This is a genomic window from Roseibium aggregatum (assembly GCF_014692675.1).
In the GTDB taxonomy this organism is placed as follows: domain Bacteria; phylum Pseudomonadota; class Alphaproteobacteria; order Rhizobiales; family Stappiaceae; genus Roseibium; species Roseibium aggregatum_C.
This window is the reverse complement of record NZ_JABFCZ010000005.1, coordinates 139719-158862: the sequence shown is the minus strand read 5'-3', so window position 1 is coordinate 158862 and position 19144 is coordinate 139719. Positions and strand designations below refer to the sequence as shown.

Sequence of the window (19144 nt, the reverse complement as noted above, 5' to 3'; positions counted from 1 at the left end):
TTTGCCCGTGAATTGTCCGGTGCAGGCCTAAATCACGCGAAATTACCGACCGCCGATTTGCGGCGATGGCGGCGAACGGACCTATTCGGTGGCTGTCTTCATACCGGCCATCTGGTCGGAAGCCGCTTTGATCGCCTTGACGATGTTGTGGTAACCGGTGCAGCGGCAGATGTTGCCTTCCAGCTCATGACGAATGGTCTTTTCGTCCAGTTTGGCGCCATGGCGTTCGATCATGTCGACTGCGGTCATGATCATGCCGGGCGTGCAGAAACCGCACTGAAGGCCATGGTTTTCGCGGAATGCCGCCTGGACCGGGTGCAGTTCATCGCCGTTGGCGAGACCTTCGACCGTCAGAACATCGGACCCGTCCGCCTGGGCGGCAAGCATGGTGCAGGATTTGACGGCCTTGCCGTCCACATGAACAACGCAGGCGCCGCACTGGGACGTGTCGCAACCGACATGGGTCCCGGTCAGGCCCTGGGTTTCACGAATGAAATGAACGAGCAGCGTCCGGTCTTCCACATCGGCGGACACCGTCTTGCCGTTCAGTCGCATCGTCACTTTCGACATCATTTCTCTCCCTCACATTCAACCCGGGTCATTGATGCGTCCCCCGGGATAATCCAAAAATTCTTAAACCGAAAAATCGGCGCCATGAAGATCGCGGCGCCCAATTCGCCGTTCGTTCAACTCATGACCGCAAGGATCACATCGACTGCACCGCAAGGATCACGATGATCGCGGCCAAGGCGATCAGCCCCCAGACGAGCGGACCGCCGAAAACGCCCCTGCCCGCTGCGACTTCAACCTTTTCCTCCACATCGTGCAGTCTTTCCTCAATGGCATGCTCGGCGTCCTGCACAGCCTTGTAGGCATCGGAGGGAAGCTCCTCGATTGCCTTGGTCTTGGCCTCCTCCATCAAACCTGCGTCAAGCTCGTCGTCCGCAGCGGCACCGCCACCGCCGACCTTTTCGGAGAATTTTCCGAAGAAATCGTCCGCCATCTTGCGCGCGGTGGAATCAATCAGCCGGCTGCCAAGCTGGGCGAGCTTGCCGCCGACCTGCGCGCGGGCCGTGTAGGTCAGCACCGTCTCGGAGCCTTCCTCGGCCAGGCTCACGTCCGCCGAGCCCTTCGCGAAACCGGCAACGCCGCCCTTGCCTTCACCGACGATGGTGTAGCTCTCCGGCGGGTTGATGTTTTCCAGCGTGACTGCGCCGTTGAACTTGGCTTTAACCGGGCCGATCTTGGAGGTAACCGTGGCTGACATTTCCGTGGGGCTGGTCATTTCCAGCTTTTCGCACCCCGGAATGCACTCCTTCAGCACTTCAGGATCGTTCAGTGCTGCCCAGACAGTCTCCCGTGATGCCGGTATGCGGTAACTGCCATTCATATCCATGCGACCAAATCCCTTCGCGTTCGTCTGCAGGTCAGTTTTGACAATACACGCTACCGTTTACAAGACATACCGTTATCGTGAACAGTGCATGACGATTGCGCGAGCCGAAAGCTCCCCGGGGCGACCGCGGCCCGGCAAGTGTTTCACTTTTGAGACACCTGCAGGACATAATGCATTCAATCTGACGCCAGCCCGCACCGCTGCATCCTCCGGTACATCGTCGCCCGGCTGATACCGAGATGGCGCGCCGCTGCGGATATGTTCCCCCTGCAGTGGGACAAGGCGCGGCGCAATTCGGCTTTTTGGGCTCCGGACCCGGGGTTCCGCTCTTTCCTGTCTCCCAGAACATCGGACAACGGCAGTGTCTGCTCGATCTGTTCGCTGGTCAGGCCGTGTAACTTGCGGGCCTGCCTGGTTGCGCCGATGACAAGGTCGTCCTCGTCCACCGCCAGCAGGGACAGACCGTTCCGGCCGCTGTTGCCGTCCGCAACAAGAATGCGGGCTGTGGGGAATGCCGCCCGGAACAGGTCGTTTTCCATTGTCCGGGCACTGTCGTTGACGACGGCACCGAGAATCTGCGCGAATGATGTGGACATGTCATTCCGGCAACTGGATACATCCAGAACGGCGATCAATTGTCCCTGATGATCGTGGATCGGCGCACCCATGCAGCTCATGGCGGTATTGTCGGCGCGAAAATGCTGGTTCTGGTGAATGACCACCGGGCGCTTTTCCGCCAGACAGGTCCCGATCCCGTTCGTGCCTTCTGCGGATTCGCTCCACACAGCACCTTCGGTCAGTCCCCAGCCCTCGAAGCTTTGCCGGTCTCCCGCATTGCTTCTGCTGTCCAGGATCAGCCCGGTGTCGTCGGTGAGAACGACGCAGCACCCGGCCTGACCGGCTATTCGAAAGAGATGTTCGAGACTTGGCCGTGCGATTTCCAGGAGCGCGCCGTATTTGTCCCGCGCCTGCCGCAGCTCGGTCTCGGCGACCCGCATGGCGGGACCGCGCTGGCTCGGATCCAGTCCATGGTAGACCATCGACCGCCGCCAGGACGCCACAACGCCGGACATGGCCGCGGCTATGCTTTCCCGAACCGCCGCTTCGACCAGATCGGCATGGGACCTGACCGGGTTCGCCGGATGCATCAGCAATTCCTCCCTCAGAGGCAGGCTTCGACCTGCTCTTTGGTCCAACTCGACCAAAACACGGAGGACTTGTCAAAACCTTTCGCTCAAACCGGATCAGAGACCGGCGTATATCGAAGCCCGGAAGCCTCAAAAGCGAACGGGAATCCGCTCAGGCCACCAATTCTATAGCTTTCATGCCGACCGTTGTGTTTTTGAGCCAGTCGGCGGACGCATCGGAGTCCCGGCCGTTTGCTTTCGATGCGGTCCCGGCATCGCCCGTGGCGGACGTTTTCAGCATGTAGCCAATATAACGGGTGGACTCGATCGGATCTTCACCTAGGCGCGTACGCAGCTTCTTGCGAAGCTTGGAAATGTGGCTTTCGACCACGCATTCGTCGACGCCCTCATTCATCATGCCGTAAACGGCATTGAAAATCTGGGTCTTGGTGACCCGGCGCCCCTTGTTCCGGACGAGATATTCCAGGATGCGCCGCTCGCGACGCGGCAATTCCATCACGTCGCCGCCGACTTCCGGATCACGGCCGTCAAAGAAGACCTGGATCGGGCCCGCATCCACCGATTTGCTCTCGGTGGTCTTGCGGCGGCGGAAGGCACCGACCCTTGCCAGGATTTCCTTGACATGTACCGGTTTGCGCAGGACGTCATCGACCTCGACGGCAAACAGTTCCAGCGTACGTTCAAGATTCGGATTGTCTTCGAGGGCGATAATCTGGGCTTCGCTGCAGCGGCTGCGGATTTGCGCCGGAAACGACAGACGATCCTCGCTTGCCCCAAGCAGAACAGCCTCGATCGCCTGCAAATCGCTGTCCGGCGCAATGTTCAGCCAGTCTACAAGTTCGGAAGAATGTAATTCCAAAGATGCATAGCCTTCCCGTTCGAAAGCCGATGCGTATCCCGCAGTTACAATTTCCCTGTCGTCAACAATCACAAACATTAGCCCACTCCGCAATTAACACGTTACATAGAGTCGTATTTTATTGCTGGAGGTTGTTCAATGTTTCGGAGTGTAAACAAACCGGAAATTGAATACTAGAGTCGCCGATTGCCTACTTTCGGCCACAATATAATAATAAAAACAGGAGTTATATAATCGAAAATTCTTTGCAAAAAGAGCGTAAAATTCAATATATATTTTATTTACTCGTCAATACGCATAAGTATAACACCTCGCATAAAATTTTCCAGAAAATTATTGGTATTTTTATTAGCCGAACAATTCGCAATACGCTTGCCGGAGCACTGCGTACCTTGCTCCGATCGCGATGTACAGTGGTAGCTTGAAAATCAGGCGGACAGGGCGCGGGCGAGGTCGGTGAACGGATCGTTGGCCTCCGCCGCCTTGGAAGATTGCCTCAACGCCTCGTATATCTTCGGAACGAGTTCACATGCCTTGTCCAGGCTTTCATCCATGCCGGGCTGGTAGCCGCCCATGAGCCGCAGATCCCGGGTCTCCTCAAACCGCGCGATCATGCCTTTCAGCCTGAGGATGAGTTCGCGCTGGTCGTCCGTCCATGCCCGCTGGGACAGGCGTGATGTCGATTTCAGGATATCCACCGGCGGATAGCGTCCTGCCTCGGCGATGGCCCGGTCGAGGATGACATGACCGTCTAGAAGCCCGCGCAGGTTGTCGGCAACCGGGTCGTTATGATCGTCGCCATCCACGAGGACGGAAAAGATCCCGGTGATTGTCCCCTCGCCTTCCGCGCCCGGGCCCGCCCGTTCCAGCAGCTTGGCCAGGTCGGAAAAGACACTCGGGGTATAGCCGCGGGAGACCGGCGGTTCTCCTGCGGCCATAGCGACATCACGGGCCGCATGGGCAAAGCGGGTCGCGGAATCGACGATCAGAAGAACGGAATGTCCTAGCCCGCGAAAATATTCGGCTACACTCATGGCGGTCTTGGGCGCAAGCCGGCGCATCATCGGGCTCTCGTCTCCGGTCGCAGCCACAACCACTGAATTTTCCAGTGCGTCACCGAGCACTTCGTCGATGAACTCCCGCACTTCGCGGCCGCGTTCGCCGACCAGGCCGACAACGACCGTATCGAATTCGCCAAAGCCGGCGAGCATTCCCAGAAGCGTCGATTTGCCGACGCCGGACCCGGCGAAAATACCGATCCTCTGGCCGACGCAAAGGGGCGTGAACAGGTCAATCACCCTCACCCCGGTCCGCACCGGCTTGCTGACGCGTGCCCGTTCCATTGCCTGGGGCGGATCCCTGTCGAGCAGAAATCCCGCAGGGCCGGTCTTGAGGGTGCCGCGGCTGTCGATGGGTTTGCCCAGTGCGTTGATGACCCGTCCCTTCCAGGACAGGTCGGGATGGACCGCAAGACCGCCCATGCGCCAGGCCTTTGCACCGATACCGATGTCACTCGACCTTTCGAACGGCTTGACCACGACATCCCGTTCGTCGAGCAGGATGATTTCGCCCTGCCGCACCCGGTCCTGCCCCTCAACGAGCACGAGATCGCCGAGACACACCGACCTGGACAAGCCTGAGACGCGGATGGCGCCGGTCGACACCTGTGTCACGTGTCCGCCGATCTTGATGGCCCCGAATTCCGTTTCCGCCGCAGACAGCGAAACGGCGACCCGCTCAAGCAGATTCATCGTTTGCACGCGCCAGATACCTTTCCTGAAGCGCCTTCAGGACATCGATCGGAAGATGGTTGTCCTTGTGAGCGGCAATTCTTTCCAGCCCTTCCTCAGGAGAAACGGCGCCCACCTTCTCGGCGGCGACTTGCGCCGGAGCCGATGCCGGTGCCATTTCCGGTTTTGGATCCGGTACGCCTCCGGTCAACATCGCCGTCAGATCGAAAGGCGCACCGTTGCCCGGTCCGGTCACACGGGCGACGTCCGCTCCGAGGACCTCGCCGCCGGCAACCGAAGTCACGACCTTGGACGGCTCCGCGGCCGTTTCGGGTTTTTCCGGCGGCACCGGGACCGCGGCCATTTCCGTTTCCCGATCGGTCCGATCCGACAGATCCCGGACGGCCGTCGAGGCAATGGAATAGCCGGTCATGACGCTGAAGCCGACCGGACCGCCGAGGGCGAGGCCGTAAAGGGCATTACCCGAATACCGCGCGCCCTCGGATATCTGGTCACCGGTTATCGCACGATAGACTTCCGAAATGCCGGGAATGTGCTGGAGCGGATTGATGACGTCCAGGAAATCCTTGAACCCGAACCCCTGTGCCGTTCCCTGCCCTTTGCCGGCAGAAGGGATACTCGTGGCCGGTTTCGGCACCGGCACCGGCGACGTGCGGGCCGGATCCGACGGTTCGGCCGAAACGGGTGCCACCAAGGTCATGACGTTTCTCCAAGTTCCCTGATCGCGGTCCGCTGGGTGTCATTGCTCTGATCGATCATCGCCGTCGCGCTTTCAAAGGCGCGGGTGATCATGATCATCTTGGTCATTTCACGAATGGGATTGATGTTCGCCCCTTCGACATAGCCCTGACGAATACCGTCCTTGCTGAATTCCTGTACCGGCGTTGCCGGCTTGTCCGGAATAACCGCCGAATTGTCATGCCGGGTCAATTTGGCGTCGGCGGCGATCTGGAACAGGCCGATCGTGCCGAGCACATCCTCGCCCTGGGTGACTTCACCGTTCTGGGAGATGTTCGGCGGGCCGCCTTCCGGGTCGATAATGACCGGCAACCCGCCGGCATCCAGGACCTCATAACCGTTGACGGTTCTCAAGACGCCGTCCGTTCCCATCTGCATCCGGCCATCGCGGGTGTAGGCCACGCCGGACGGTGTTTGGATTGCGAGAAATCCCTCGCCTTCGACGGCGATGTCGAGCGGATTGTCTGTCTTGTTCAGGCTGCCGGTCTGGCGGGAAATAAAGATTTCGCCGCCACTGGCAAAGCTGACCTTGTCCGGTCCGGCCTTGTCCAGGATTTCCTTGAACTTGACCTCATCGGCCCGGTAGCCGGCGGTGTTCATGTTGGCGACATTGCGCGACACGGTTTCAAGCCGTTTGGACAGGGCGACCTGGGCGGACAGGGCGACATAAAGAGCCGATTGCATGGGGTCACGATCCTCCAAGCTTGAGTTTTTGGATGCTGGCGAGCAGGCTTTCGCCGAAGCTGACGACCGAAGTGGATCCGCCGGATATCAGCAGGTTCGGAACAGTCTGTAGGTTCTGGCCGTTTTCCAGGTCGTAGAGGGTCGAGAACCGCTCCAGAAAATCGTTCAGATACTCCGGGTCCTGAAGCTTTTCGATGTCGACGTGGTCTTCGATGTAGGCCGCCTGCTTGTCGAGGTCCGACATGGCGAATGCGTCGGGCAGACCGAGCGCCGTGTAGACGGTTTCGGCGAGCGCCTTGTCGGCGAGGATGTCATAGGCGGAATCGATATCCTCCGCCTTGCGCGCAAAATAGAGCGCGAGGCGAACGCCTTCGTTGGACGCCCCCTCCTTCTCCTCCAGCGTCTGACGCGCATAGGCTTCGGTGACGCCTTCCTGCGCGCGGGAAAAGACGGTCGCCGTCTTGCCGTAGCGCACGAAGTTGAACGTTTCGGCAAATTCCCGGTACCGGGTGTCGGTCAGCTGGTTGGCGAAAGAGGTGCGCTCATCGATCCCCTCTTCCAGGACCTTGCGCATGAAGGCCTTGGCATAGGTCATGTCCTCCAGCCCGAAGGCCTTCATCGCATAGGCGTAGATCCGGTCGTTGCCGAGGAAGTCGTCTGTGGATTTTATGGAGTCGATGTTTTCCAGATAATACTCGGTGTTGCGTTCGACCATAGGGTCGGCCGTAACGGTCTTCAGCGACCTGGTCAGGTCGGATGTCACCATCTGGTATTGAAGCAGCGTGCTGATCATGGCGGTCTTCTTTCGCTCATTCACTTGCGTGGAAGAACCTTTGCGCGCGGAGCTTACGCCAGGCTGTTCGCAACCGCGCCAGCTTCAGGCAAGTCTCGCTTCCTAATGTTTCGTCATCGAAGCCTCACATGCACCATCAAGGAGCTGCTCGGTGACTATTTTAATGGGCCTGATCATCGCAGGCGTATCTTTGATCGGCGGGTTCGCCGCCCTCGGCGGCAAGGTGTCGGTTCTCTGGCAACCCTGGGAATTCGTCATCATCGTCGGCGTCGCAATCGGCACCTATGTTGTCGGCAATCCCATGAAGTCGATCCTGGACACGTTGACAGCCACAGGCGATGCCGTCCGCAATGCCGTGCCGAAGAAACGGGATTACCTCGATGTGCTGGCCCTGCTTTACGGTCTCATGCGCGAACTGCGCGCCAAGGGCCGCAATGAGGTCGAGCCGCATATCGAAGAACCGTTCAATTCGCCGATCTTCCAGAATTTCCCGTCCGTCCTGCGCAACAGGAGTCTGACGACCTTCATCTGCGACTATTTCCGGCTGATCATTGTCGGCAATGCCCGGGCCCATGAAATCGAGGCCCTTGTCGACGAGGAACTGCACACCATTCACCGGGACCAGATGAAGCCCTATCAGGCGATGACCGCCTTGGCGGAAGCCCTGCCGGCGATCGGGATCATCGCCGCCGTGCTCGGTGTGATCAAGGCGATGGGCGCTATCGACCAGTCGCCGCAGTTGCTCGGCTCCCTCATCGGAGCGGCCCTGGTTGGCACCTTCCTCGGTATTCTTCTGTCCTATGCCCTGGTCGCGCCGGTCGCGAACAAGATCAAGGGCGTGCGTGAAGCGAGGCTCCGCCCCTATATCGTCGTCAAGCAGACCCTGCTTGCCTTCATGAACGGCGCGGCGCCCCAGATCGCCCTGGAACACGGCCGCAAGACGATTTCCGATACCGACCGGCCGACGATCGACGAAGTGGAAAGCGAAACGCTCAGCTCCAGCACACCGGTTTCGGAAAACGTGCAGGAAATGCGTCAGAAGGGAGCCGCCTAAGCCATGATGGAGGCTCATACCGCCCAACTGGACGCAACCAGTTCCGAACGCGCCATGATCACCGACCGGCTGCTGGACGCCGCCGGGATCTCGGTGGACCGGCTGCCCATGCTGCCGGTGGTCTTCGACCGGATGGCACGTGTCATGGCAGACGCCATGCGTCAGAAATCCGCCTCACCGTCCTACGTTTCGGTGAGCTGTATCGAAAACGACCGCATCGGCGACGTTCTCGACGAATTCGAGGCCAATGCACTGGTTGCCGTGCTCTATTCCCCCGAATGGGATGCCCGGGTTCTGGTCGGTTTCGACCGGGATTTCATCTTCACCATGGTCGATGTCCTGTTCGGGGCCGACGGCACCGAACCGCCGATCGACGAAGAACGGTCCTTTTCCAATATCGAGACACGCATCGCGCGGACGGTTTTCGAGGTCGCGGCCAAGGCGCTGGAGGAGTCCTTCAAGCCGATCGCCGAAACGACCCTGAAGATCGAGCGGATCGAAAGCCGCATGGACTTCGCCGTGGTCGGCCGTCGCAACAACCCGGCCGTCGTCGCCCGCCTGCTGCTGCAGGCGATCGGCCGCGGCGGCGAAGTCTTCGTCGTCATGCCGCATTCCACGCTCAACCCGTTGCGCCAGGGCCTGTCGCAGGTGCTTTCCGGCGAGATGTCGACGCGCGACAAGAAATGGACCCAGCACTTCCACAGCGAAATCCAGCGCACCGAGGTGAAGCTGCAGGCCATTCTGGAAGAACGGCAACTGACCCTTGCCGACATCTGCAACCTGGAAATCGGACAGGTCATTGAACTTCAGGCGACCGCGCGCACGCCGGTCACCCTGAAATGCAACCGCCAGCCGATTTTCACCTGCCAGCTCGGTCAGCTCGACGGCTCCTACACCCTCAAGGTCGAAGATCTGATCCATGAAGAAAAGGATCTAATCGATGATCTCCGCTCTCGTTGACGGCGTGCTTCTGCTCGCCCTGGTCATTACGACCTGGAAAATCGTGTCCATGTACCGGGAACTGAAACGGCTTGGCTCCTATCACGTGGATTATCAGCGCATCTTCGATCAGACCGCGCTCGCCCTCGACGGCATCGAGGTCTCGATCCAGGAATTGAACGTCCGCGGGGCGCAGGTGCTGAACGCCCTGGGCAGCCGCATGGACGACGCCCGCGAGCTGATTGCGGAAATCGACGGCCTGACCCGCGAAGCCAAGCGGCAGCAGTCCGTCCTGCGCGCCGAACTGAAGGAACTGTCCAAGGCGACCGCGATGCTTACCAAACGCAAGCCCGATGACGGCGCCTTTCACACCGCCGGCGAAGACCGCATCGATGAGACGAAGACCGATAGGGTCCGTTCCCATCCGTTGCTGGCTTCCGCGCCGCTTCCCGGAGCAGCCGGCGCACACTCACCCAAGGCGACACGGATCCACCGGATCGACGACGCCTTCGGCAGCCCCTTTCGCTCCGTCTCCATGACCCAGAAGGATGACCTGTGATGAATGACACCACGATTGACCACGACGTGGTCGAAAAAGACAACGGCGTGCATACGGCAAAGCCGGCCAATTTCGCCAAGGTCGAGGCACCGGAAGGTGTCAACGGCAAGGCCGACACCGAAGTGATGGGCGACGACCGCAACCTGGACACCATTCTCGGGATCCCGGTCGATATCCAGGTCGTTCTCGGATCGGCAACGATGCTGGTGTCCAACCTTTTGAAACTCGGCCGCGGCGCCGTCATTCCGTTGAACCACCGCGTCGGCGAACCGATCGACATCGTGGTCAACGGCCGTGTGATCGCCCGGGGTGAAGTCGTGGTTGTCGAGGACGACAACTCCCGCTTCGGCGTCTCCCTGACTGAAATCATCAGTTCCCAAACCGGCGCCCTGGAAGCCTGAGATCGGACAATAGACGATGAATGCCACTGCAACGATGCCGGCAATGCTGCCAGCCAAACCCCTGAATGGCGTTGAAAGAGTCGCGGCAATTCTCCTGTCACTCGGCAAGGAGAGTTCATCGAAGCTGCTGCGCCATTTCGATCAGGAGGAAATCCGTATGATCACGGTGACCGCAGCCCAGCTCGGCACCGTGGCATCGGAAGAACTGGACAAGCTTGCAGAGGAATTCATCGAGCAGTTTTCAAACGGCCCTGCCCTTTACGGATCGGCCAACGAAGTGGAAAAACTGCTGGAGGGCGTTCTGTCGGAAGACCAGCTTTCCGACATCATGTCGGATGTTCTGGGCAATTCGAACCGGAACATCTGGGACCGGCTGGCGACCGTTTCCGAAACGGTCTTCGCCAACTACCTGACTAAGGAGCATCCGCAGACGGCGGCCCTGATCCTGACCAAGATCAGACCGTCGGCGGCCGCCAAGGTGCTCGGGCAGATTTCCGCACCGATGCGCAACCAGCTGGTCAGGCGCATGCTGTCCATCAAGGCGGTGGTTCCCGAAATCATGCGCGAGGTGGAAAAGACCATGCATGAGGACTTCATGCTGAACCTGTCCGGCACGCTTGAAGCGGATTCCTATGCGCGCATGGCGGATATCCTGAACAAGATGGACCGGGACCACATGGAAGACGCGCTGGACAACCTCAACGAGGTCCGCCCGAAAACCGCCGAAATGCTCAAGGGCCTCCTGTTCACCTTCGACGACATCGTCAATCTCAACGCTCGTACCCGCATGGCGATTTTCGATCAGATCCCCACCGACCGGATCGTGATGGCCCTGAAGGGAACCGACGGATCGTTCCGGGAAGTCATTCTGTCGTCGCTCACGTCCCGCTCACGCAGGATCGCCGAGCACGAACTGGCCGGCGGCGAACCGGCCGCTCAGCGCGATGTTCTGGAAGCGCGCAGTTTCATCACCAACCTGGCGCTGGAAATGGCCGGGCGCGGCGAAATCGATCTCAATCCGAAACAGGACGAAGGCGCCTACTTCGCGTAGGTCGGAACCGGATGCCTGAAGTCGGAGCCGGGAAAGTCCCCATATGGCCGAAGATAGCGACAAGGACTCAAAAACAGAGGAGCCGACCGAGAAGAAAATCCAGGATGCCATAGAGAAGGGCAACATTCCCACATCCAGGGAAGCGCCTATCCTGGCATCGTTTCTGGCCACATTGCTGATCGGGGGCTTCATCATATCCGCAGATGCGGGGAAGTTGAGGTCAGCGCTCATGCACCTGATCGACAACGCGGGAGGATTCAGACTTGGAAATGGCGCCGATGCAATTCTGCTCACCCATGCGCTCGCCGTGGAAACCATGCTGTTTCTCGCGCCGATCATCGGAACGCTCACCCTCGCCGGCCTTGCCGCGGCTTTCCTCCAGAACAAACCACGGATCGTGGGGCACCGGATCAAACCGGACCCATCGCGCATTTCCCTGGCAAAAGGCTGGGGTCGGATCTTCGGCCTGCAGGGCTTTGTCGAATTCCTCAAGGCCGCCTTCAAGTTCGCGGCCGTCAGCATCGTGGCCTTTCTTCAGTTCAAGGCCGGTCTGCCGAGTTTGCTGAATTCCATGTTTACCGACCCGAGCGCCCTTCCCGAAATCATCCTCCAGCTGTCCATGAAGCTGGTCGGCGGCGTGTGTATCGTCACGATCGTCCTGGTGGCCGTCGATATCGTCTGGTCCCGCTTCAGCTGGCGCAAGAACCTGCGCATGAGCAAGCAGGAGATCAAGGACGAGTACAAGCAGATGGAAGGTGACCCGATCGTCAAGGCCCGCCAGCGCTCGCTTGCCCGCGACCGGGCGCGCAACCGAATGATGAATGCGGTTCCCGGCGCCACACTTGTCGTTGCAAACCCGACCCACTTTGCTGTCGCGCTGCGTTATGACAGCGATCAGTCCGCCGCTCCCGTGGTGGTCGCCAAGGGACAGGACCTGATCGCCCTGAAGATCCGCCAGATCGCGGAAGAAAATAACGTGCCGGTTATTGAAGACCGCGCACTTGCCCGCTCGCTGTACGCTAGTACCGAACTCGACCGCATGATTCCCCCTGAATTCTATCGCGCTGTTGCGGAAATCATCTGCTATGTGTACTCACGCCGTGCTGGGTAGCAATATCAAGCAGTTGACCATTCCATCGCATCAAGAAAGGTGCGCGATGCAGGATCATACGGGAGGAAACGGCAAGGCTGCCGTTGCCGCGCTCGCCGATGAACAGCGCAAGGAAGCCCTCGCGCTGGCTCTGAAGGACTTCACCAGCGAAATGAAGCTGGTCGATGTCGTCGATCTTGTGGCATTTGTCCGCACCGAGCAGCACGGCAACATCGCCGATCTCGTCAGATCCTCGGCCGAACTTTTCTTCAAGGACGATACGCTGCGCTACGGCATGGCCGCCGGCGTCGACCTCGACTGGGACCGGCCGCCGACCATCAGCCTCGACCTGGAATTCTACCACAAGGGTGTGTGGGTCTATTTCTCGCTGGTCCTGGGTGAACCGGAAAACGCGGTGAACGTCTCCTATATCGAGTTCACCAACGCATCGGACGACCCTGAGGAAAATACCCGCCGGCTTCTCGAAGCCCTGGACGATGCCCGCGCGCAAGCGAGAGGCTAGCCTTTCCAATCCAAATTGCCGGCGTTGCCATGAACACGGCCAGGACCGGTCGCAAACGTCCGCCGCCTTGGTTCCATCCCACGCAGGGCAAGCGGCTGGGATCCGTTTTGAAAACCCGTCGCAGCCCATAAAAAAACACCGGAACCAGTCGTTCCGGTGTATGTTGCAGGAGCTGACTGAACCAGCTGGCCGTGGCCTAGTGGGTGACCACATCGTCCTTTGTGAAGTAGTTGAACTCCTCGACAAGGACCTCCCTGACCACATCCTCGCCCAGGCGGGCATTGACCGCCTGCCTCAGATGTTTTGTCAGACCGTCCAGGTCATACCGTTCCAGGTGTTTGAAATCGAGCGCCTTGTCGGCGTAAAGCAGGCGGAACGCCTCGTCGACCAGGAACGGGTGCGGCGGCACCGACAGGCTGCGCAGAACGTCGGCGTCGGCGGTAAACACCAGGTTGGCGACCACATAGCCCTGCAGTGCGCCGTCTTTCAGGATTGGCACGTTCACCGGCTGGACGGTTTCGTAGTCCAGGCCGCCGAGCTTGGCCTGCTGGGCCGCACCCTGGGCCATCTGATCGTTGAGCCAGTATTGCGTACCGTAGCCGGATGCGACCGTTGCCAGCGGCATCCAGATCCCGACGAAGATCCATTTAATCATGAAGATACTCCGGGAACGGACGCGCATAGGTGCCGTCTGAATCCGCGTCCAGCATGGACTGCGCCACCAGATCGGCAATTTCCTTGACCGCCGCCAGATGCCGGGACAGCAGTTGCAGGTTATCCATCAATGCGATGCGCAGGCTTTCCAGCAAGTCCCTGACTTCCTGCCCCAAAGCGGTGGAGGAGACCGACTGGCGTGCCCGGCTCAGGTCCAGAAGCGCCTGGCTCTTGCGGTATTCAAAAGATTTCAGATCGGTGCCTCCGCCTTCGCGCAAGGCCCGCGTTTCGGCTTCCACCACGTTCAGCGCCCGGTGGATCGCGGCCTTCAGAATGGCCTCGGCAACCGGACTGGAGAGGGTCAGGGACATATCCCGGTCAAGCTCTTCCGACATCAGGTTTCAGTCCCCCGCTTCAAGGTATCCGACATGAGGTCGGCGATCCCGATACCGCCGCTTGCAGCCATCTGATTGGCGACCTGTTCGGCCAGCATCGACTTCCAGATTTCACCGATCGCGCCCTTGCCGAAAACATCGCCGGCATCATCCGGCAGCATGGTTTCTACAAACTGGTGCAGGACCAGGGCTTCGAATTTCTCCGCTGGCGATTTGCCTGCCGGACCTGCCGCAGACCCGGACGCGCGAACGGAGGAAGTCAGCGTGTCATCGATGGCCGAACGGAAACCCGACCCGTCGGCATGGGCTCCTGCAGCGATGCGCTGCAATTTGCCGGCGGCAGCACTTCTTTCGACCGGGTCGGCCGCACGAACCACGTCGAGTACGAGATCGGATGGTGGCGCGATCGCCATGGGGGCACTCCTGCACTTTGCATCCCGGCCCTTCGGAGCCGTTGTTCTGCCGATTGGCGGAGCTGAAAGCGCCCTCGCCGTCTCACTTCATTTCTACCGTCTGGAACTTGCGGCAGCCTTACGCGGACCGGCGCAGATGGTGTTCCAGAAGGTCGGTCAGCTCCCGGTCTTCCGCCTTGCGCTGCTCGTCGCCGCGCATTTTCGCCAGGCGCTGTTCCATGACCTTGAGCATCATGCGCTGCCGGATGTATTCGGTCTGAACCTTGTCGCGCGCTTCCGTGAGCTCGCCGAGTTCGGCCAGGATGGACTTCAGCCGGTCCGCCGCCCGGGCGATGAACAGATCGTGCCGGGCCAGGTCGCCGTTGGACAGCGCAAGCAGGATGCGCTGTTCCTTGTCGGCCAGCTCCGTGGCCTGCCCGTCGAGTTTTTGAAGAAGCCAGGATGACAAGACGTGGATCTGTTTCTGCAGTTTGAAGATCCGTTCGATATCGTGGCTGGTGCGTGCCATTTAGTTTATCCCAATTTGAGCCAGGTGAAGTATCCGTCGAGGAAAAGGGTGATCGCTTCCGAGAAGACCAGGAAGAGGAAGTACATGCCGCCGGCGATCACGAACGGCATGGAAATGAAGTAGACCGGGATCTGTGGGGTCAGCTTGTTGACCAACCCGATGGTCAAGTTGACCACCACCGTGTAGACGACGAACGGGCTGCAGATCCTGAGCGCCAGGACGAAGGTCGTATCGAGCTGATCGGACAGACGCTCCAGCGCACCCACCACATCCATGGGCCCGCCGGGCGGCAGCGCCTTGTAGGACGCAGCCAGCCCCCTCAGCACCTCCCAATGCTGGTTGGAAATGAAGATCATCGCCGTTGCGGTCAGCGTCATCAGGTTTGCCAGTGGCGGCAGTGCCTGGTTGCCTTCGATCGCCACGCCCTGCATGTTGGACAGGCCGACGGCCATCGAAACAAAGGTCGCGAGGGTTTCCAGCGCGACCAGAAAGATGCGTCCGAGAAACCCGATCAGGAAACCGATGAAGAGTTCCGAGGCGATCAGCCGTGCGGTGGTGGCAAGCGTCTGATCGGGAAGCGCCGCCTCCATGGTGGGCAGAAGCAACGGCGTCAGGGCAAGGGTCACCGAAAGCGCGATAAACAGCCGGATCCGCATGGCGACGCGGTCGCTGGCAAACCCGGGGATGATCATCAGACAGGCGCCGATCCGGCAGAACAGCAGAAACACCGACAGCAGGACCGCGGTTCCCGCCTCGCCGAGAATTAGCCCGCTGGCGATCATGAGACACTGCCCAGGGAAGCGACATCCACGCCCCGGGCGATTTCCAGGTGAGACAGTACGGGCAATGTCGGGAACATGCGTTCCACGATCATGCGCACGTAAGGACGGGCATCGGGCGTGGCGACAATAGCGAAATTCCTTCCCCCCTTCAGATGCTTACGGACCGCTTCGGACATTTGATTGCCGAACTCCTCGACGAGCTGCGGCTCGATGTCGAATTCGATCACGTCGCCCTTGGCGTCCCGTTTGAGGGCATTGTGGAAGGCCAGATCCCAGCGGTTTCCGAGCCGAAGCACGTTCAACGGCCCGCCTTGGGAGAGATCGCCGCAGATCTGCTGGGCGATCCGCATGCGCACGTGTTCGGCCACCTGTTCGGACCGGCGGACATGGGGAACGATTTCCGCGATCGCTTCCAGAATGAGGTGCAGGTTGCGGATCGACACCCGTTCGGAAAGCAACAGCTTCAGCACCGCCTGCAGACCGGAATAGGATGTGTGGGCCGGGCAGATGTCGTCGAGAAGCTTGCGGTATTCCGGATCCAGCCGGTCGAACAGGTTGCGCATGTCCTTGTAGGACAGGAGCTGCGGCAGGTTGTTGCGGATCACCTCGCTCAGGTGGGTCAGGATGACAGTGTTGTTGTCGGCCGGTTCCAGACCGTCCCGCTTCAGCTCGTCGCGATAGGCGAGCGGCACCCAGAATGCCGGCATTCCGAAGGCCGGTTCGCGGGTTTCTTCCGCAGGTACCGGCAGATTGGCGTCGGAGGCCGGCATGACCAGAAGTTCGCCGACCTTGAGCTGCTGCTGGGCGACGATCGTTCCGTGGATCTTGATCTGGTAGCTTTTCGGATCGAGGGTCAGGCTGTCGGTCACCCGGACGTCCGGCACGACAAAGCCGTATTGTTCGGCAAACTTGCGCCGCATCTTGCCGACCCGGCGGGCAAGTTCGCCGTGATTGGCGAGCAACTGGCTGGAGATCTGCTTGCCCAGGCAAAGTTCGATTTCCGAAGTCTTCAGGGATTCCTTGACCGATTCCCGGCTTTCCTGCTTGGTGCGGGCGTCTTCCAGGGCCTTCTGTTCGTCCTCTTCCTTCTTCTTGGCTGCCAACCGCTTGGGAATGGCATAGCCGGTAAAGCCCATCAGTCCGGCAAGCAGAGCGAACGGGACCAGCGGCAGACCCGGCATCAGCGCGAAGATCGCCATCAGGATCGCGGCGACATAAAGCGCGCGCGGATAACCGCCGAGCTGACCGAGAACCGCCTTGTCCGTGGATCCCCTCGTCCCGCCCTTGGACACGAGAAGACCTGCCGCCAGGGACACGATCAGGGCCGGGATCTGGGAGACCAGACCATCACCGACCGATAGCTTGGTGAATACATCGGCGGCATCGCCCGGGCTCATGGAATATCGGGTCACCCCGATCACCATGCCGCCCAGGACATTGACGGCAGTGATGATCAGGCCGGCAATCGCATCACCCCGAACGAACTTGGAGGCGCCGTCCATGGCGCCGAAGAAAGAGCTTTCCTCTTCCAGCTCGCTCCGCCGGCGTTGGGCTTCCTTGTCGTTGATCAGGCCGGCGGAAAGATCCGCGTCGATCGCCATCTGCTTGCCCGGGATGGCATCGAGGGTAAACCGGGCGCCGACCTCCGCAATACGGGTCGCGCCCTTGGTGATCACCAGAAAGTTCACCGTGACCAGGATGGCGAAGACGATCAGGCCGATGGCAAAGTCGCCGCTCATCACGAACTGGGAAAAACCGTTGATGACATATCCGGCGGCATTCAGGCCTTCATGGCCATTGGCCAGGATGACGCGCGTGGTCGCGATATTGAGCGACAGGCGCAGCATCGTCGCAATCAGAAGGATTGTCGGAAAGGACGAGAAATCCAGGGGTTTCTGGATCCACAGCGCCACCATCAGGATCAACACGGACAGCGCGATCGACATGGCCAGGCCGACATCGATCAGGAAGGTCGGGATCGGCAGGAACAGGACGGCCAGGATCAGAACGATGCCGACGGCAAAGCCGATATCGCGCCGGCTGTCGGGTGCATTCGTGCCGGCTGAAGTGAGGGTGGTGTCAGACATGTCTTCTCGCGGTCGGAAAGAACTGTCCGCACCATGACCGGCGAAGCTTGCGTGAACTTTGTGCCTGGGCGACCGAACCCGGAGTTTCGAAAGGCCCGGGCAAAGTCCGGCATGTTAACAGGGACAAAACCACCGGAACCTAAAATACGTTTCAAAATTGAAATTCAGGGAGCCAAGGATTGACCAACCAGACCAGTCAGCAGACCAATCTGACACTCGCCGTTCTGGCCGGCGACGGTATCGGCCCGGAAATCACGACTGCGACGCAAGCCGTCCTGTCCGCGGCGGCAGGAATGTTCGGCTTCGGTATAAGCTATAGAGCTCTTCCCGCCGGTTTTGCGGCGCTCGAAACCCACGGGACCACGTTCCCGCAGGATACGCTTGCCAAGGCCTCGGAGGCAGACGGCATTCTCATGGGACCCGTTTCCCACAATGAGTATCCGCCTCGGGATCAGGGCGGCATCAACCCATCCGGCGCGCTTCGGATCGGACTGGACCTCTATGCAAATATCCGTCCGGCCTATTTACGACCCGGTCTCAAGTCCCCCTTGGACAAGAGCCTCGATCTCGTCATCGTTCGTGAAAACACCGAAGGCTTCTATTCCGACAGATCCATGTATCTCGGACCGGGCGAGTTCATGCCCACGCCCGACATCGCCCTTTCGGTCCGGAAAGTTACACGCGAGGCGTCCCTGCGAATTGCGGAAACGGCCTTTGCGCTTGCCCGAAAGCGCAGAAAGAAGGTCACGGCCGTCCACAAGGCAAATGTGCTGCGCGTCTCGGACGGCCTCTTTCTGGAATGCGTTCGCACCGTGGCCAAGGGATTTCCGGATGTTGCCTACGAGGAACGGCTGGTGGATGCCATGGCGGCGTATCTGGTACGCGATCCGGCCGAATTCGACGTTATCGTGACCACGAACATGTTCGGGGATATCCTTTCGGATCAGGCGTCCGAAATGGCCGGAGGTCTCGGCCTCGCCGCCTCGCTGAATGCGGGGGCAGACCATGCCATGGCCCAGGCGCAGCATGGCTCGGCACCGGACATCGCCGGCAGGGACATTGCCAATCCCGTCTCCCTGATTGCATCCGGCGCCATGCTGTTGAACTGGATCGGACGGCGGGAAGGCGATAAACGGCTGATTGCGGCTTCAGACGCAATTGAAAAGGCGGTCGACATCCTTCTGGAAAAGCCGGAAACCCGGACCCGGGATCTTGGCGGACCGCTCGGCACCAGGGCTTTTTCGCAGAAACTCGCCGAAGCGCTCCAGACCTGACGCGTAATCGGTCTTAGCTGCGAAAAAGCAAACGGCCGGCCCTGG

General features: G+C 60.0%; 22 protein-coding genes. 8 read left to right on the top strand and 14 right to left on the bottom strand.

What is annotated here, in order from left to right; all coding sequences use genetic code 11:
• Positions 1–81 precede the first annotated feature (81 nt).
• The 8 genes from HK439_RS05570 to HK439_RS05535 all read right to left on the bottom strand — a co-directional run bounded on the left by HK439_RS05570 (position 82) and on the right by HK439_RS05535 (position 7369).
• Positions 82–570: a (2Fe-2S)-binding protein gene (locus HK439_RS05570; protein WP_190290394.1), complete on the bottom strand. Its 489-nt coding sequence runs from the start codon at positions 568–570 to the stop codon at positions 82–84.
• A gap of 136 nt (positions 571–706) precedes the next feature.
• A complete protein-coding gene (locus HK439_RS05565; protein WP_190290393.1) occupies positions 707–1396 on the bottom strand; it encodes an SRPBCC family protein in 690 nt (229 codons plus the stop codon).
• Positions 1397–1572: 176 nt separating this feature from the next.
• Entirely contained in the window at positions 1573–2544 is a 972-nt protein-coding gene (locus tag HK439_RS05560; RefSeq protein WP_190290392.1) for a GAF domain-containing protein, read from the bottom strand.
• Between the two features lie 151 nt (positions 2545–2695).
• Positions 2696–3481 carry a response regulator transcription factor gene (locus HK439_RS05555; RefSeq protein ID WP_190290391.1) on the bottom strand — a complete coding sequence of 262 codons (786 nt, stop codon included), beginning with the start codon at positions 3479–3481 and terminating at the stop codon, positions 2696–2698.
• 350 nt (positions 3482–3831) lie between these two features.
• A complete protein-coding gene (fliI, locus tag HK439_RS05550; RefSeq protein ID WP_190290483.1) occupies positions 3832–5154 on the bottom strand; it encodes a flagellar protein export ATPase FliI in 1323 nt (440 codons plus the stop codon).
• The gene (locus HK439_RS05545; RefSeq protein ID WP_190290390.1) at positions 5141–5854 is read right to left on the bottom strand and encodes a hypothetical protein; all 714 of its coding nucleotides are present in this window, start codon (positions 5852–5854) and stop codon (positions 5141–5143) included. Before HK439_RS05545 ends, fliI begins: the two co-directional genes overlap by 14 nt.
• Entirely contained in the window at positions 5851–6576 is a 726-nt protein-coding gene (gene flgF, locus HK439_RS05540) for a flagellar basal-body rod protein FlgF (protein WP_190290389.1), read from the bottom strand. The genes HK439_RS05545 and flgF overlap by 4 nt, the downstream gene beginning before the upstream one ends.
• Positions 6577–6580: 4 nt before the next feature.
• A complete protein-coding gene (locus tag HK439_RS05535; RefSeq protein WP_190290388.1) occupies positions 6581–7369 on the bottom strand; it encodes a DUF1217 domain-containing protein in 789 nt (262 codons plus the stop codon).
• 151 nt (positions 7370–7520) lie between these two features.
• On the opposite strand from HK439_RS05535, the gene motA reads away from it, so the two are divergent.
• The 7 genes from motA to HK439_RS05500 all read left to right on the top strand — a co-directional run bounded on the left by motA (position 7521) and on the right by HK439_RS05500 (position 12986).
• A complete protein-coding gene (gene motA / locus HK439_RS05530; RefSeq protein ID WP_190290387.1) occupies positions 7521–8423 on the top strand; it encodes a flagellar motor stator protein MotA in 903 nt (300 codons plus the stop codon).
• A gap of 3 nt (positions 8424–8426) precedes the next feature.
• Positions 8427–9383 (top strand): flagellar motor switch protein FliM, encoded by a 957-nt coding sequence (locus HK439_RS05525; RefSeq protein WP_190290386.1) that lies wholly within the window; start codon positions 8427–8429, stop codon positions 9381–9383.
• A complete protein-coding gene (locus tag HK439_RS05520; RefSeq protein WP_190290385.1) occupies positions 9364–9921 on the top strand; it encodes a hypothetical protein in 558 nt (185 codons plus the stop codon). Before HK439_RS05525 ends, HK439_RS05520 begins: the two co-directional genes overlap by 20 nt.
• Before the next feature lie 125 nt (positions 9922–10046).
• A complete protein-coding gene (gene fliN / locus HK439_RS05515; RefSeq protein ID WP_209011591.1) occupies positions 10047–10322 on the top strand; it encodes a flagellar motor switch protein FliN in 276 nt (91 codons plus the stop codon).
• Positions 10323–10338: 16 nt separating this feature from the next.
• Positions 10339–11373 carry a flagellar motor switch protein FliG gene (locus HK439_RS05510; RefSeq protein ID WP_190290383.1) on the top strand — a complete coding sequence of 345 codons (1035 nt, stop codon included), beginning with the start codon at positions 10339–10341 and terminating at the stop codon, positions 11371–11373.
• A 43-nt stretch (positions 11374–11416) separates the two neighbouring features.
• On the top strand, positions 11417–12484 hold the full coding sequence (gene flhB, locus HK439_RS05505; protein ID WP_190290382.1) for a flagellar biosynthesis protein FlhB: 1068 nt from the start codon (positions 11417–11419) through the stop codon (positions 12482–12484).
• A 46-nt stretch (positions 12485–12530) separates the two neighbouring features.
• On the top strand, positions 12531–12986 hold the full coding sequence (locus tag HK439_RS05500) for a hypothetical protein (protein WP_190290381.1): 456 nt from the start codon (positions 12531–12533) through the stop codon (positions 12984–12986).
• Positions 12987–13182: 196 nt separating this feature from the next.
• Here the strand turns inward: HK439_RS05500 and HK439_RS05495 are convergent, their stop codons facing one another.
• The 6 genes from HK439_RS05495 to flhA form a co-directional block, all read right to left on the bottom strand.
• Positions 13183–13641, bottom strand: a complete 459-nt coding sequence (locus HK439_RS05495; protein WP_190290380.1) for a hypothetical protein — start codon at positions 13639–13641, stop codon at positions 13183–13185.
• On the bottom strand, positions 13634–14035 hold the full coding sequence (locus tag HK439_RS05490) for a hypothetical protein (RefSeq protein WP_209011577.1): 402 nt from the start codon (positions 14033–14035) through the stop codon (positions 13634–13636). Before HK439_RS05490 ends, HK439_RS05495 begins: the two co-directional genes overlap by 8 nt.
• A complete protein-coding gene (locus tag HK439_RS05485) occupies positions 14035–14448 on the bottom strand; it encodes a rod-binding protein (protein WP_190290379.1) in 414 nt (137 codons plus the stop codon). Before HK439_RS05485 ends, HK439_RS05490 begins: the two co-directional genes overlap by 1 nt.
• Before the next feature lie 118 nt (positions 14449–14566).
• Positions 14567–14956: a flagellar biosynthesis protein R gene (locus tag HK439_RS05480; protein WP_190290378.1), complete on the bottom strand. Its 390-nt coding sequence runs from the start codon at positions 14954–14956 to the stop codon at positions 14567–14569.
• Between the two features lie 5 nt (positions 14957–14961).
• Positions 14962–15738, bottom strand: coding sequence for a flagellar biosynthesis protein FliR (gene fliR / locus HK439_RS05475; protein ID WP_190290377.1), 777 nt, complete (start codon positions 15736–15738; stop codon positions 14962–14964).
• Positions 15735–17825 (bottom strand): flagellar biosynthesis protein FlhA, encoded by a 2091-nt coding sequence (gene flhA / locus HK439_RS05470; RefSeq protein WP_190290376.1) that lies wholly within the window; start codon positions 17823–17825, stop codon positions 15735–15737. Before flhA ends, fliR begins: the two co-directional genes overlap by 4 nt.
• Positions 17826–18004: 179 nt before the next feature.
• Here flhA and HK439_RS05465 point away from each other — a divergent pair, with 179 nt between their 5' ends.
• The gene (locus HK439_RS05465) at positions 18005–19099 is read left to right on the top strand and encodes an isocitrate/isopropylmalate dehydrogenase family protein (protein ID WP_235987619.1); all 1095 of its coding nucleotides are present in this window, start codon (positions 18005–18007) and stop codon (positions 19097–19099) included.
• Positions 19100–19144: the final 45 nt, after the last annotated feature.